The following is a 14298-nucleotide window of genomic DNA, read 5'->3' as shown; positions in this document are numbered from 1 at the left end:
AGGCAGCTGGCGCTAAATCGCCAATGAACGGAGACCTATGGAAACCCACGACCTGCGTAAAGTCGGCCTGAAGGTGACCCATCCGCGGATGCGGATCCTGGCGCTGCTTGAACAGCGCAATGCCCAGCACCACATGACCGCCGAAGACATCTACCGCCAGCTGCTGGAGCATGGCGATGAGATCGGCCTGGCGACGGTCTACCGGGTGCTGACCCAGTTCGAGGCCGCCGGCCTCGTGCTCAAGCACAATTTCGAGGGCGGTCAGGCCGTCTACGAGCTGGACCGTGGCGGCCACCACGACCATATGGTCGACGTGGACAGCGGCAAGATCATCGAGTTCGAGAGCCACGAGATCGAGGAGCTGCAGCGCAAGATCGCAGCCGACCACGGCTACGAGCTGGAAGAGCACTCGCTGGTGCTGTACGTGCGCAAGAAGCGCAAGTAGGCCGATCCAGCAGCCAGATGCGACGAGACCCCGGGCCTGCCCGGGGTTTTTCGTTGCCGGGTCGCGTGCTGGGGTCAGAGCCCTTTGCTGGCGCAAAGGGATCCGACCCCAGCCGACCCCTGACCTCCAAGCAGCACGTCCAGATCCACCGCCCCGGCCATCGCCCGGTTGCCTGCATCCCCCGGATGAAGGTGGTCACCGGAGTCATACGCGGTGGCCATCCGCGACGGATCGGCTGGGTCGCGCATTGCGGTGTCCAGGTCGATCACCGCATCGAACGGGCTGTCCGAGCGCAGCCAGGCATTGAGCCGCTGGCGCAGGGCGTCCTTGTCCGGCTGGTAGTAATCGTCCAGCGGCGTGCCGGGGAGGGCCCCGGCAAACGGCGGCAGGGTCGCGCCCACGATCCGAATGCCCCGGCGGTGGGCTTGTTCGGCCAGCGCGAGATAGCCCGTCTGCAGCTCGGCCAGCGTGGGCCGGGGCTGCTCGCGGGCGAACGCGGTGCCGGGCCAGCTGATGTCGTTGATGCCGATCAGCACGATCACGCTGGCCACGCCAGGTTGATCCAGCGCATCGCGCCGGAAGCGGGCCAGTGCGGATGCGCCCATGCCGTCGCGCAGCAGCCGGCCACCTGAGATGCCGGCGTTGACCACGGCGATGCCCCGCGGTGCCAGACGCGCGGCCAAGTGGTCGGTCCAGCGCTGGTCCCGGTCGAGGCTGGCGGTCGCGCCGTCGGTGATCGAATCGCCGATCACCACCACGCTGCGTGTGCTGGCCGGCGCCTCGACCTCGATGCCGGTCAGGAACAATCGGGCCGTGGTGGCGGTGGCATCGCTCAGGTCGCGTGCCAGGTGCTGGTCGCCGGGGGCGATCCAGCTGGTCTGGCGGCCGTCCCAGTGGAAGGTCTGCAGCGGCGTCGGCGCCGGCACAAAGACGCTGACCTGCAGCGCCTGACCACCCTGCACAGCCAGCGGCAGCGGATCGCTCAGCCGTTCCTGGCCGGGGCCGATCAACACCCCTGGCCGGCCATCGAAGCGGAGCTGTTGCGGCGTCGCACCGGCCTGCGGAGCGACGCTGGCGCCACCGATCCGCAGCGGCTGCGTGCCATAAGCATTGCTCAGTCGGATGCGCAGGCGTGTGCCGCCCAGGCTGATGCGCGCGGTCTGGCGGAAAGTCTGGTCGTGCAGCGACGCCGGTATCAGGGGCGGGAACAGGAAATCCGCGCCCCAGACCGGTTGCGGGCTGGCCTGCCAGCTGGCGACCCAAGGCGGGGCCGGGGCGGCGCTGGCGGCGCCGGACAGGACGATCAATGCGGGGACGGCGAGCTGGCTGAAGCGGTTCATCGGGCAATCCTGGGTGGAGGGAAGGCCATGGTGATTCCGCCCTCATCTGTGAACTAGACTGCGCACGGATAATCATCTGTGAACTGGATTCATCACCATGGCGCGCTCCGACATCAACCGATCCGGCGAACTGGAAGTGTTCGTGCGGGTGATCGAGACCGGTGGCTTTTCCGCGGCCGCCCGCACGCTGGACATGACCCCCTCGGCGGTCAGCAAGCTGGTGGCACGGCTGGAGCAACGGCTGGGCACCCGCCTGCTGCAGCGTTCCACCCGCCAGCTGCAGCTGACTCCGGAGGGCTGCGCGTTCTACGAGCGCGGCCTGCGCGTGCTGGCCGATCTGGACGAGGCCGAGCGCTGCGCCAGTGCCCATGCCGAGCCGCGCGGACGCCTGCGGGTCAACTCCAATGTGCCGTTCGGCCAGCATTTCCTGTTGCCGCTGCTGCCGGCGTTCCTGCAGCGCAACCCGCAGGTGGGCGTGGACCTGACCCTCAACGACGAGGTGATCGACCTGCTGGAGCAGCGCACCGACGTGGCGGTGCGGGCTGGCCCGCTCAAAAGCTCCAGCCTGGTGGCGCGGCGGCTGGGCGCGACGCGGATGATGATCGTGGCCGCGCCGGCCTATGCGCAGCGGCATGGCCTGCCGGCCACCGTGGAAGCGTTGCAGTCGCACAACCGGCTGGACATTGGCCATGCGCGGGCGATGCAGGGGTGGCCGCTGCTGCAGGACGGTCGCGAACGGATGCTGCTGCCCAGCGGCAATGCCCGTGCCAGCAACGGCGATGCACTGCGCCAGCTGGTGCTGGGTGGGCTGGGCATGGCACGGCTGGCAGCGTTCCAGGTGCAGGCCGACATCGCCGCCGGACGCCTGCTGCCGGTGCTGGAGGAAGCCAATCCCGGTGACCTGGAAGAGGTGCACGCGGTGTTTCTGGGGCAGGGCGGCTACCTGCCGCTGCGGGTGCGCGCGTTCCTGGATTACCTGGTGGAAACGGTGGACCTGGCGCGGCCCTTGGGGTGAGAGCGCCGGCGGACAGAAGCCGAGCATGGGCTCGGCTCTACATGTCGGTTTCGTTCGGGATGTTCCTGTAGAGCCGAGCCCATGCTCGGCCCGGTCGGCGTTACACCTGCAGCAGCTTGCGCGCAGCGGCGCGCGCCTCCTTGCTCACTTCCACGCCACCGAGCATGCGCGCCAGCTCTTCCTCGCGCGCCTTGCTGTCCAGCTTCTCCACGGCGCTCTGGGTCATGCCTTCCACCGGCGCCTTGCTGACCCGGTAGTGCGCGTGGCCCTTGGAGGCGACCTGCGGCAGGTGGGTCACGCACAGTACCTGGCGCTTCTCGCCGAGGGCGCGCAGCTTCTGGCCGACGATGTCGGCCACGGCGCCACCGATGCCGGAATCAACTTCGTCGAACACCATGGTCGGCACCGCATCCAGGTCCAGCGCAGCCACTTCGATGGCCAGCGAGATACGCGATAGTTCACCGCCCGAGGCGACCTTGCGCAGGGCGCGCGGCGGCTGCCCGGCGTTGGCGGCGACCAGGAATTCCACGCGCTCGGCACCCTGCGGATCGGGCTTGCCGGCATCCTGCGGCTCCAGCTCGATCAGGAACTGGCCACCGCCCATGCCGAGCTCGGCGATGATCCCGGTGGTGGTGGCCGACAGCTCGGCAGCGGCATTGCGGCGGCTGGCGGTCAGTGCCTCGGCCTGCACGCGCCAGGCCGCGGCGGCCTTGTCGATCTCGCCGGCCAGGCGCTGCAGGCGCTCGTCGGCGCCGCGCAGCTGTTCCACTTCGGCATGCATGCGCTCGCGCTGCGCGCCCAGCTCGTCCATCGGCACGCGATGCTTGCGCGCCAGGTCGTGCAGGCGGCCGAGACGGCGTTCGTTCTCTTCGAACTGCTCCGGGTCTGCGTCGAGGTCGTCGTGCACCCGGTCGAGCAGCGACAGGGCTTCGTGCAGCTGGATCGACGCGTTCTCGATCAGGCCATCCACCTCGCCCAGGCGCGGGTCGTGTTCGATCAGGCGTGACAGTTCGTGGCGTACCTGCTGCAGCAGGTCCAGTGCGGAGCTGCCGTCGTCGCCGTTGAGCTGGTTGCTGGCCGCCTGGCAGGCGCTCAGCAGGGCGCTGGCGTGGGCCTGGCGGCGGTGGCTGGCGCCGAGCGCGGCGATCGACTCCGGCTCCAGGTCTTCACGGTCCAGCTCGCGCAGCTGGTGCTCCAGGAAGCCGATCCGGTCACTGACGTCACCCTGTTGCGACAGCGCCAGCGATTCATCGACCAGTGCCTGCCAGGCCGCGGCGGCCCGGCGCACCTGGCGGCGTTCGTTTTCGTTGCGTGCATAGGCGTCGAGCAGGGCCAGCTGCGACGGGCGCGTCAGCAGGGCCTGCTGTTCGTGCTGCCCGTGGATCTCCACCAGCAGCGAGGCCAGGTCGCCCAGCTGCGCCAGGGTCACCGGGCGGCCATTGATCCAGGCCCGCGAACCGCCATCGGCGCGGATCACGCGGCGCAGCTGGCACTGTTCCTCATCGTCCAGTTCGTTGTCGGCCAGCCACTGGCGCGCGGCCTGCAGCTGCTCCAGCGCGAACTCGGCGGAAAGCTCGGCACGGGCGGCGCCATGGCGGACTACGCCGCTGTCGGCGCGCAGGCCGGACAGGAAGCCCAGCGCGTCGACCATCAGCGACTTGCCGGCGCCGGTCTCGCCTGAAACGACGGTCATGCCGGGCCCGAACTCCAGTTCGGTGGCGCGGACGACGGCGAAATCCTTGATCGAAAGATGTCTGAGCATGGGTAAGGGGGTATCAGCAGCCGCGCAACGCTAGCACGCGGGCGAGGGAGGTCCAATGACTTGCCAAGGTGATGCGCCGCCATTATCTAGTGTCCGTGTCTCACAGGTTGATTCCATGCACGGTTCTCCCGACCAGCTTGCCCCGCGTGCGCGCCATCTGCTGCGCACGCTGATCGCGCGTTACATCCAGGACGGTGAGCCGGTCGGCTCGCAGACGCTGGCGCGCGTGGCCGGGCTGGAGGTCAGCCCGGCCACCATCCGCAACATCCTCGGCGACCTGGAGGACCTGGGCCTGCTGGCCTCGCCGCACACCTCGGCCGGGCGCGTCCCGACCGCGCATGGCTACCGGGTGTTCGTCGACAGCCTGCTGCAGATGCAGCCGCCGGGCGAGGGCGAGTTGGCCCGGTTGCGCCAGGAGCTGGCCGGCGGCGGCAGCACCCAGGCCCTGCTCGGCAGCGCTTCGGAGCTGTTGTCGGCGATGAGCCACTTCGTCGGCGTGGTCAGCGCACCGCGGCGCGAGCAGTTCGCCTTCCGCCAGATCGATTTCGTGGCGCTGGACGGGCGCCGCGTGCTGGCGATCCTGGTGTTTGCCGACAACGAGGTGCAGAACCGGGTCATCGAGACCCGCCAGGAGTTCGCGCCGGGCCAGCTGGAGCAGGTGGCCAACTACCTCAATGCCCATTTCGCCGGCCTGCCGATGGCCGAGATCCGCACCCGCCTGCTGCTGGAGCTGCGCGACGCCCGTTCCGAGCTGGAACAGCTGCTGGCGCACAGCATCGAGCTGGCCGAGCAGGCCCTGCAGCCGGCGGCCGACGACATGCTGGTGGCCGGGCAGACCCGGCTGATGGGGGTGCAGGACCTGTCCGACCTGGAGCGCCTGCGCGAGCTGTTCGAGCTGTTCTCCAGCAAGCGCGAGATCCTGCAGCTGCTGGAGCGGACCATCCAGGCGCCGGGCGTGCGCATCTTCATCGGCGAGGAAACCGGGATGATGCCGCTGCAGGGCGTCTCGCTGGTCACTGCGCCGTACACGGCCAACGGCCAGGTGCTGGGCGTGCTGGGCGTGATCGGCCCCAAGCGGATGGCCTACGACCGCATGATCCCGCTGGTCCAGGCCACCGCCGATGTGCTCGGCGCGGCCTTTTCACCGACCGGACGCACGCCGGGAACATCCGACGCTTGAAACGCAGCATCCCGCCCACACTAGGGTGGTTGGAGGCGGAGAGTGACCGCCAGGGACCCAGACATGAACCACGAACAGCCAGATATCGAATCCCAGCAGAGTGCCGCCGATGCGGCTGCCACCGCCGGCGCCAGCGACGAAATCGAGCGCCTGCGCGCCGAAATCGAACAGGTCAAGGCCGATGCGCTGCGTGAGCGCGCCGACCTGGACAACCAGCGCAAGCGCGTTGCCCGTGACATCGAGCAGGCCCGCAAGTTCGCCAACGAGAAGCTGCTGGGCGAGCTGCTGCCGGTGTTCGACAGCCTGGATGCCGGCCTGAAAGCCGCCGGCGACGACCCGCACCCGCTGCGCGAAGGCCTGGAGCTGACCTACAAGCAGCTGCTGAAGGTCGCCGCCGACAACGGCCTGGTGCTGCTGGACCCGATCGGCCAGCCGTTCAACCCGGAACACCACCAGGCCATCAGCCAGGTGCCGACCCCCGGCGCTGCCCCGGGCAGCGTGGTGACCGTGTTCCAGAAGGGCTACCTGCTCAACGAGCGCCTGCTGCGGCCGGCGCTGGTGGTGGTGGCCGCCGATTGATCCCGCAGGGCCGGGCGGCGGGAATGACCCGTCACCCGGCCCGACGCTGAACGCGGCGGACGACCGGAAACACAGCGTTCGGGAGATGGCTTGAATGTTCCACGAGCCTCCCCCACATCGTATTCATCCACCGGCCGAACGGCCGGACTGACCCCAACAAGCATCCTCAGGAGTCTCCCCCATGGGCAAGATCATTGGTATCGACCTCGGCACCACCAACTCGTGCGTGGCGATCATGGACGGCGGCAAGGCCCGCGTCATCGAGAATTCGGAAGGCGATCGCACCACCCCGTCGATCGTCGCCTACACCAAGGACGGCGAAGTCCTGGTCGGTGCCTCGGCCAAGCGCCAGGCCGTGACCAACCCGAAGAACACCTTCTACGCGGTGAAGCGCCTGATCGGCCGCAAGTTCACCGACGCCGAAGTGCAGAAGGACATCGCGCACGTCCCGTACAGCATCCTGGCCCATGACAATGGCGACGCCTGGGTGGCCACCAGCGACGGCAAGAAGATGGCCCCGCAGGAAATCTCGGCCAAGGTGCTGGAAAAGATGAAGAAGACCGCCGAGGACTTCCTCGGTGAGAAGGTCACCGAAGCGGTCATCACCGTGCCGGCCTACTTCAACGACAGCCAGCGCCAGGCGACCAAGGACGCCGGCCGCATCGCCGGCCTGGACGTCAAGCGCATCATCAACGAGCCGACCGCGGCCGCGCTGGCCTATGGCCTGGACAAGGGCGACAACAAGGATCGCAAGATCGTGGTGTACGACCTGGGCGGCGGCACCTTCGACGTCTCGGTGATCGAGATCGCCAACGTCGACGGTGAGAAGCAGTTCGAAGTGCTGGCCACCAACGGCGACACCTTCCTGGGTGGCGAGGACTTCGACAACCGCGTCATCGAGTACCTGGTTGAAGAATTCAACAAGGACCAGGGCATCGACCTGCGCAAGGATCCGCTGGCCCTGCAGCGCCTCAAGGATGCTGCCGAGCGCGCCAAGATCGAGCTGTCCAGCGCCCAGCAGACCGAAGTGAACCTGCCGTACGTCACTGCCGACGCGTCGGGTCCGAAGCACCTGAACATCAAGCTGACCCGCGCCAAGCTGGAAGCGCTGGTGGACGACCTGATCAAGAAGTCGATCGAGCCGTGCCGCGTCGCCCTGAACGATGCCGGCCTGCGTTCGAGCGACATCAGCGAAGTGATCCTGGTCGGCGGCCAGACCCGCATGCCGAAGGTGCAGCAGGCGGTGACCGAGTTCTTCGGCAAGGAACCGCGCAAGGACGTCAACCCGGACGAAGCCGTGGCACTGGGTGCGGCGATCCAGGGCGGCGTGCTGGGCGGCGACGTCAAGGACGTGCTGCTGCTGGACGTGACCCCGCTGTCGCTGGGTATCGAAACCATGGGTGGCGTGTTCACCAAGATCATCGAGAAGAACACCACCATCCCGACCAAGGCCTCGCAGGTGTTCTCCACCGCCGAGGACAACCAGTCGGCCGTGACCGTGCACGTGCTGCAGGGTGAGCGCGAACAGGCCCGCTTCAACAAGTCGCTGGCCAAGTTCGACCTGTCCGGCATCGAGCCGGCCCCGCGTGGCCTGCCGCAGGTGGAAGTGTCCTTCGACATCGACGCCAACGGCATCCTGCACGTGTCGGCCAAGGACAAGAAGACCAACAAGGAACAGAAGGTCGAGATCAAGGCCGGTTCGGGTCTGTCCGAGGAAGAGATCGCACGCATGGTCGCCGACGCGGAAGCCAACCGCGAAGAAGACAAGAAGTTCCAGGAACTGGTGCAGGCCCGCAACCAGGCCGATGCCCTGATCCACGGCACCCGCAGCGCCATCACCGAGCACGGCAGCAAGGTCGGCGGCGATGTCATCGGCAAGGTCGAGGCGGCACTGGCCGACCTGGAAACCGCGATGAAGGGCGACGACAAGGCACAGATCGAAGCGAAGTCGAAGGTGCTGGAAGAAGCCGGCCAGGCGCTGTTCGCCGCTGCTTCGGCTGACCAGGGTGGTGCCCCGGGTGGCGACGCCGGCAACGCAGGCAAGGCGGCGGATGACGTGGTGGACGCCGAGTTCACCGAAGTCAAGGACGACAAGAAGTCCTGATCCGGACCGACACGGGGCGCTGCCTGCCAGCGTCCCGTTGTCGTACCAGGGTCCTGACCGCCGCCCGGCGTGTCGGGGCGCCCGACGCAAGAGCGGACCTGGTTCCGCTCTTCCGCTTTGACGAATCCCGACTTTCCGGAAACTGATTCACCTTATGAGCAAGCGCGACTACTACGAAGTGCTGGGCGTTGCCCGCACCGCCAGCGACGAAGAACTGAAGAAGGCCTACCGTCGCTGCGCGATGAAGTTCCACCCGGACCGCAACCCGGGTGATGCGGCGGCCGAAGCCTCCTTCAAGGAGTGCAAGGAAGCCTACGAAGTGCTGTCCGACGGCAACAAGCGCCGCATGTATGACAGCCACGGCCACGCCGCGTTCGAGCATGGCATGGGCGGTGGTGGCGGTCCGGGCGGTCCGGACATGAACGATATCTTCGGCGATATCTTCGGCAACATCTTTGGCGGCGGTGGCGGTGGTCCGCGCCAGGCCCGTCGCGGTGCCGACATCGGCTACGTGATGGAGCTGGACCTGGAAGAGGCCGTGCGCGGCGTCGAGCGCCGGATCGAGATCCCGACCCTGGCCGAATGCGGCGACTGCGATGGCAGTGGCTCCGAAGACGGCAAGGTCGAGACCTGCAATGTGTGCCATGGCCGCGGCCAGGTGCGCATCCAGCGCGGCATCTTCGCCATGCAGCAGGCCTGCCACAACTGCGGCGGCCGCGGCCAGATCATCGCCAAGCCCTGCAAGACCTGCCACGGCAACGGCCGTGTCGAGGAAGACAAGGTGCTGTCGGTGAAGGTGCCGGCCGGCGTCGACACCGGCGACCGCATCCGCCTGCAGGGCGAGGGCGAGGCCGGCCCGGCCGGTACGCCGCCGGGTGATCTGTACGTGGAAGTGCGCGTGCGCGAGCATGCCATCTTCCAGCGCGATGGCGATGATCTGCACTGCGAAGTGCCGATCCGTATCTCGCAGGCGGCGCTTGGCGACACCGTGCGCGTGGCCACCCTCGGTGGCGAAGCGGAGATCCGCATCCCGGCCGAGACCCAGACCGGCAAGCTGTTCCGCCTGCGCGGCAAGGGCGTGCGTTCGGTGCGCAGCCGCAGCGAAGGCGACCTGTACTGCCGCGTGGTGGTGGAGACGCCGGTAAACCTCACCAACGAGCAGCGCAAGCTGCTGGAACAGTTCGAAGCCACCTTCGTCGGCGAGGAAGCGCGCAAGCATTCGCCGAAATCGGCCACTTTCATCGACGGCGTGAAGGGCTTCTGGGACCGGATGACGTCCTGAGTTTTTCGACGGAAGCGATGAACGATAGCGCCGGGCCATGCCCGGCGTTGTCGTTTGTGGTGCAGTGGATTCACGCCTTGCGTGGATGCCGTTCAAAGGATCATCGGAAAAACGCCGCCGGCGTCTGCCCCAGCTGCCGTTTGAACATGCTGGTGAACGCGCTCGGGCTGTCGTAGCCCATCGCCAGCGCCACATCGATGACCTTGTCGCCGACCGCCAGTCGCTCCAAGGCGGCCAGAAGCCGCGCCTGCTGCCGCCACTGCCCGAAGGTCATGCCCAGTTCGCCGGCGAAATGCCGCTGGATGGTTTTCACGTCCACCTCCAGCGCCTGCGCCCAGTCGAGCAGCGTGGCGTCGTCACCCGGATGCTTCTGCAGGTGTTGGCAGATCCGCTGCAGGCGCGGGTCGCTTGGCGCAGGCAGGTGCAGTGGCAATACGTCCATGCGATGCAGTTCGTCCAACAGCAGGCGCACCACGCGGCCATCGCGGCTGTCCTCGATGTGCTCGCCCTTGATCAGGGTGGCTGCCTGCAGCAGTTCGCGCAGCAGCGGTGCCACCTGCACCGCGAAGGGCTCGGCCGGCAGTTGCGGCGCGAACGACGGATCGATGTACAGGCTGCGCATGTGCACGGCGGCAATGCAGTCCACCGCGTGCACCATGCCGGCCGGCATCCAGATCGCGCGGGTGGAGGGCACGACCCAGCGACCGACTTCCGAGCGCACCACCATCAGCCCGGAGATGGCGTAGACCAGCTGGTGGCGCTGGTGCTTGTGGCCTGCGATGTGGGTGCCGGCAGGGTATTGGGTCACGCGGTAGGTGACCGGGCGGTGCAGCGGCACATCGCGCCACGGTGCGGCCGGGTCGACGTCGCCGGCAATGTCCTTTTTGCGATAGGCCATGACCCGAACGCGGCAGAAGGGAAGAGAGCGCAACCGTAGCATGCGTGGCTCGCCCCCAACCTGACCTGCGTCCATGTCTGCCTTGGTTTCCCCCGCAACACCCTCACGCCCGGTGGCTCCCGGCGTGCTGGCCGCCATTTCCACCTCGCATGTGGTCAACGACATGATGCAGTCGCTGATCCTGGCCATCTATCCGGTGATCAAGGGCGGCTTCAACCTCAGCTTCACCCAGATCGGCCTGATCACGCTGACCTACCAGCTGACCGCCTCGATCTTCCAGCCATTGGTCGGCGCGGCCACCGACCGCCGCCCGGCGCCGTACTCGCTGCCGATCGGCATGGCCTCGACCCTGTGCGGCATGCTGCTGCTCGGCTTCGCACCGAACTACGCGGTGGTGCTGATGGCCGCAGCGTTGGTCGGTATTGGTTCGGCCATCTTCCACCCGGAAGCTTCGCGCATCGCGCGGCTGGCCTCTGGGGGGCGCCATGGCTTCGCGCAGTCGGTGTTCCAGGTCGGCGGCAACTTCGGTACCGCGCTCGGCCCGCTGATCGCTGCGGCGGTGATCGTGCCGTATGGCCAGCATGCCGCGTCGTGGTTTGCCGGCGCCGCACTGATCGGCATCGCGCTGCTGACCTATGTTGGCCGCTGGTACGCGCTGCACCTGGGCGCCCCGCGTCCGGCCAGCACCGCGTCAATGGCCCCGCGCCACCCGTCGCGCACCGTGGCCAAGGTGCTGGCGATCCTGCTGGTGCTGATCTTCAGCAAGTACTTCTACATGGCCAGCATCGGAAGCTACTTCACCTTCTACCTGATCCATCACTTCGGCATTCCGGTGGCGCAGGCCCAGCTGCACCTGTTCGCGTTCCTGGTCGCATCCGCTGCCGGTGGCTTCCTGGGGGGGCCGCTGGGTGACCGCATCGGGCGCAAGCCGATCATCTGGACTTCAATCCTGGGCGTGGCGCCGTTCGCACTGATGCTGCCGCATGCGGATCTGTTCTGGACCACGGTGCTGGCGGTGCTGATCGGCTTCGTGCTTTCGTCGGCGTTCTCGGCGATCGTGGTCTATGCGCAGGAGATGATGCCGCACCGCATTGGCATGGTGTCGGGGCTGTTCTTCGGTTTTGCATTCGGGATGGGCGGACTGGGGGCGGCGGTGCTCGGCCTGCTGGCGGACAAGACCAGCATCGAATACGTCTACCAGCTGACCGCGTTCCTGCCGTTGCTCGGCATCGTGGCGGCGTGGCTGCCGCCGTCGCGGCCTGCTGTTCACTGAGGGAGGGTGGGTTTGCAGGGCTTGCAGCCCTGCACCTGCTGAATCAACGTCACCGTCAAAAGCCCACATTCCGTGGGATGGCGGGGTGGGCCCGGTTGCGGGGGACGCTGCAAGTACGTCCCTGTAGGCTTGGCAGCGGCATCCATGCCGCTGACACCCCGCACTCCGACACCGCCCCGCCATCTCATGGAATGCCGCTCTGGCTTTGGCTTTTGCCGTTGCATTGAGCAGGTGCAGGGCTGCAAGCCCTGCCGAAAACCCCCTTGGGCGTAGAATGCGGTCATGAGCGAATCCCTTGATAGCCACCTGGTCCACGGCCGCCGCCAGCGGCCCGACGGCCCGTCGCCGATCGATGTCATCTCGGTTCAGTCGCAGCTTGTCTACGGCCACGCCGGCAACAGCGCCGCCGTGCCACCGATGCGCGCCCTCGGCGTGCGCGTAGCCGAAATCCCGACCGTGCTGCTCAGCAATGCGCCGTTCTACGACACCACCCGTGGCCGCGTGCTGCCGGCCGACTGGTTCGCCGACCTGCTGCTGGGTACCCGCGAACGTGGCCTGCCGCAGCGGGCGAAGATGCTCGTCTCCGGTTACTTCGGCAGCACTGCCAACGGCGCCGCGTTTGCCGACTGGCTGGACGATATCCTGCCGGCCTGCCCGCAGCTGCGTTACTGCCTGGATCCGGTCATTGGTGACACCCACACCGGCCCCTATGTGGAGCCGGGCCTGGAAGCGATCTTCGCCGAGCGCCTGCTGCCGCATGCGTGGCTGGTCACACCGAACGCCTTCGAACTCAATCGCCTCACCGGCATGCCGGCATTGGCCGAGGCCGATGCCATCGCCGCCGCACGCACGCTGCTGGACCGTGGCCCGCACTGGGTGATCGCGCACAGCGTGGGCGGCAATCCGGGCGAACTGGTGACGCTGGCCGTCGGTCGCGAGGAAACCTGGCGATGGACTTCGCCGCTGCTGCCGGTGGACGTGGCCGGCACCGGCGATGTGCTGATGTCGCTGGTGGTGTCGTTCCTGCTGCGCGGTGAATCGATGCAGCAGGCGATCTCGCGTGCGATCGCGGGTACCCATGCGGCGCTGGAAGCAACCCTGGCCCATGGCTTCGAGGAGTTCGACGTGATCGCTGCGGCGCCTGCAGCATTGGCTGAAGGCACGCGCTTCCGCGCCGAACGCGTGGCATGAGCGGTTTGCACACGCGCACGCCACGCACGGTCGGCATCGTGGGTAGTGCTGGCGCCTACGGGCGCTGGTTGACCGGCTTCTTCCAGCAGCACATGCAGCTGCCGGTGATCGGCCACGATCCGGCGGATCCGCAATCGCATACGCCGGAGCAGTTGCTGGCGCAGGCCGACGTGCTGGTGTTCTCGGCGCCGATCCGGCACACGCCCGCATTGATCGCCGAGTACGTGCGGCAGTCCGCAGGCCGTGAACGCGACCGACTGTGGCTGGACGTGACCTCGGTGAAGGAGGCGCCGGTGCAGGCGATGTTGGCCTCGCTGGCGGAGGTGGTCGGGCTGCACCCGATGACCGCGCCGCCCAAGGCACCCACCTTGAAGGGCCGGGTGATGGTGGTCTGCGAAGCGCGGCTGCAGGACTGGCAGCCGTGGGTCGATACGCTGTGCGAGGCGTTGCAGGCCGAATGCGTGCGCGCCACGCCGCAGCACCACGACCAGATGATGGCGCTGGTGCAGGCGATGGTGCATGCGACCCACCTGGCCCAGGCCGGCGTGCTGCGCCAGTATCAGCCGCAGCTGGGTGATCTGGCCGCGATGATGCCCTACCGTTCGGCGTCGTTCGAGCTGGATACCGCGATCATCTCGCGCATCCTGTCACTGAACCCGGCGATCTACGAGGACATCCAGTTCGGCAACCCGTACGTGGCGCCGATGCTGGAGCGCTTGGTCGCCCACCTGCAGGCCCTGCAGGCCCAAGTGGGGCAGGGTGACGACGCTGCACGCAGCGCATTCCGTGAGCAGCTGCTGTCGGCCAATCGCAGTGCGTTCGGCGAGCAGGCGCTGGCCGAGGGCAACTACACCTTTGAACGGGTGGGCTATCTGCTGGCCGACCTGACCGAGCGCAATGCGCTGTCGGTGCACCTGCCGGAAGACCGGCCGGGGTCGTTGCGTGAACTGCTGAACGTGTTCGAGCAGCACCGCATCAGCCTGGCGTCGATCCATTCTTCGCGCACGCCCGGCGGCGAAGTCCATTTCCGTATTGGATTCGTTGCAGGCAGCGATGCGGTGGCGATCGCAACGGCGGCGGCCGAGGTGGACGCCAGCGGCATTGGGCGGGTGCTCGGCTGAGCGCATTCATCCACAGGCGGTGTGGATGATTTCTGCGCAAACATGTGGATAACCGCGCGCAACCCTTGGCAGCCAAGGCTGTCAAGATGGTTGGTCAAAAATTGATCA

Annotated in this window: 12 protein-coding genes; 9 read left to right on the top strand and 3 right to left on the bottom strand. The window is 67.5% G+C overall.

What is annotated here, in order from left to right; all coding sequences use genetic code 11:
* Positions 1 to 37: 37 nt before the first annotated feature.
* The gene (gene fur / locus AC5P8Z_RS00980; protein ID WP_005409235.1) at positions 38 to 445 is read left to right on the top strand and encodes a ferric iron uptake transcriptional regulator; all 408 of its coding nucleotides are present in this window, start codon (positions 38 to 40) and stop codon (positions 443 to 445) included.
* Positions 446 to 519: 74 nt separating this feature from the next.
* Here the strand turns inward: fur and AC5P8Z_RS00975 are convergent, their stop codons facing one another.
* Positions 520 to 1785 carry an SGNH/GDSL hydrolase family protein gene (locus tag AC5P8Z_RS00975; RefSeq protein WP_495227822.1) on the bottom strand — a complete coding sequence of 422 codons (1266 nt, stop codon included), beginning with the start codon at positions 1783 to 1785 and terminating at the stop codon, positions 520 to 522.
* 97 nt (positions 1786 to 1882) lie between these two features.
* On the opposite strand from AC5P8Z_RS00975, the gene AC5P8Z_RS00970 reads away from it, so the two are divergent.
* Positions 1883 to 2800 carry a LysR family transcriptional regulator gene (locus tag AC5P8Z_RS00970; protein WP_286071678.1) on the top strand — a complete coding sequence of 306 codons (918 nt, stop codon included), beginning with the start codon at positions 1883 to 1885 and terminating at the stop codon, positions 2798 to 2800.
* A 100-nt stretch (positions 2801 to 2900) separates the two neighbouring features.
* Here the strand turns inward: AC5P8Z_RS00970 and recN are convergent, their stop codons facing one another.
* Complete coding sequence (recN, locus tag AC5P8Z_RS00965; protein ID WP_111112059.1) at positions 2901 to 4562, bottom strand: DNA repair protein RecN; 1662 nt, start codon at positions 4560 to 4562, stop codon at positions 2901 to 2903.
* 115 nt (positions 4563 to 4677) lie between these two features.
* On the opposite strand from recN, the gene hrcA reads away from it, so the two are divergent.
* The 4 genes from hrcA (at position 4678) to dnaJ (ending at position 9707) form a co-directional block, all read left to right on the top strand.
* Positions 4678 to 5742 (top strand): heat-inducible transcriptional repressor HrcA, encoded by a 1065-nt coding sequence (hrcA, locus tag AC5P8Z_RS00960; protein ID WP_295567775.1) that lies wholly within the window; start codon positions 4678 to 4680, stop codon positions 5740 to 5742.
* Between the two features lie 63 nt (positions 5743 to 5805).
* Positions 5806 to 6321 carry a nucleotide exchange factor GrpE gene (grpE, locus tag AC5P8Z_RS00955; protein ID WP_286071681.1) on the top strand — a complete coding sequence of 172 codons (516 nt, stop codon included), beginning with the start codon at positions 5806 to 5808 and terminating at the stop codon, positions 6319 to 6321.
* Between the two features lie 181 nt (positions 6322 to 6502).
* A complete protein-coding gene (gene dnaK, locus AC5P8Z_RS00950) occupies positions 6503 to 8425 on the top strand; it encodes a molecular chaperone DnaK (RefSeq protein ID WP_286071682.1) in 1923 nt (640 codons plus the stop codon).
* 154 nt (positions 8426 to 8579) lie between these two features.
* Entirely contained in the window at positions 8580 to 9707 is a 1128-nt protein-coding gene (gene dnaJ / locus AC5P8Z_RS00945; protein ID WP_286071683.1) for a molecular chaperone DnaJ, read from the top strand.
* Positions 9708 to 9807: 100 nt separating this feature from the next.
* Here the strand turns inward: dnaJ and AC5P8Z_RS00940 are convergent, their stop codons facing one another.
* Positions 9808 to 10605, bottom strand: coding sequence for an AraC family transcriptional regulator (locus tag AC5P8Z_RS00940; RefSeq protein ID WP_295567780.1), 798 nt, complete (start codon positions 10603 to 10605; stop codon positions 9808 to 9810).
* A 73-nt stretch (positions 10606 to 10678) separates the two neighbouring features.
* Between AC5P8Z_RS00940 and AC5P8Z_RS00935 the strand changes: the two genes are divergently transcribed.
* The 3 genes from AC5P8Z_RS00935 (at position 10679) to AC5P8Z_RS00925 (ending at position 14190) form a co-directional block, all read left to right on the top strand.
* Positions 10679 to 11878 (top strand): MFS transporter, encoded by a 1200-nt coding sequence (locus AC5P8Z_RS00935; RefSeq protein WP_495227821.1) that lies wholly within the window; start codon positions 10679 to 10681, stop codon positions 11876 to 11878.
* 282 nt (positions 11879 to 12160) lie between these two features.
* Positions 12161 to 13069 (top strand): pyridoxal kinase, encoded by a 909-nt coding sequence (pdxY, locus tag AC5P8Z_RS00930; protein WP_495227820.1) that lies wholly within the window; start codon positions 12161 to 12163, stop codon positions 13067 to 13069.
* Positions 13066 to 14190, top strand: coding sequence for a prephenate dehydrogenase (locus AC5P8Z_RS00925; protein WP_495227818.1), 1125 nt, complete (start codon positions 13066 to 13068; stop codon positions 14188 to 14190). Before pdxY ends, AC5P8Z_RS00925 begins: the two co-directional genes overlap by 4 nt.
* Positions 14191 to 14298: the final 108 nt, after the last annotated feature.

The organism is Stenotrophomonas sp. YJH_SMC_17 (assembly GCF_059371655.1).
Note: the sequence above shows the minus strand (reverse complement) of the source record. Positions and strands in the feature narration are given on the sequence as shown.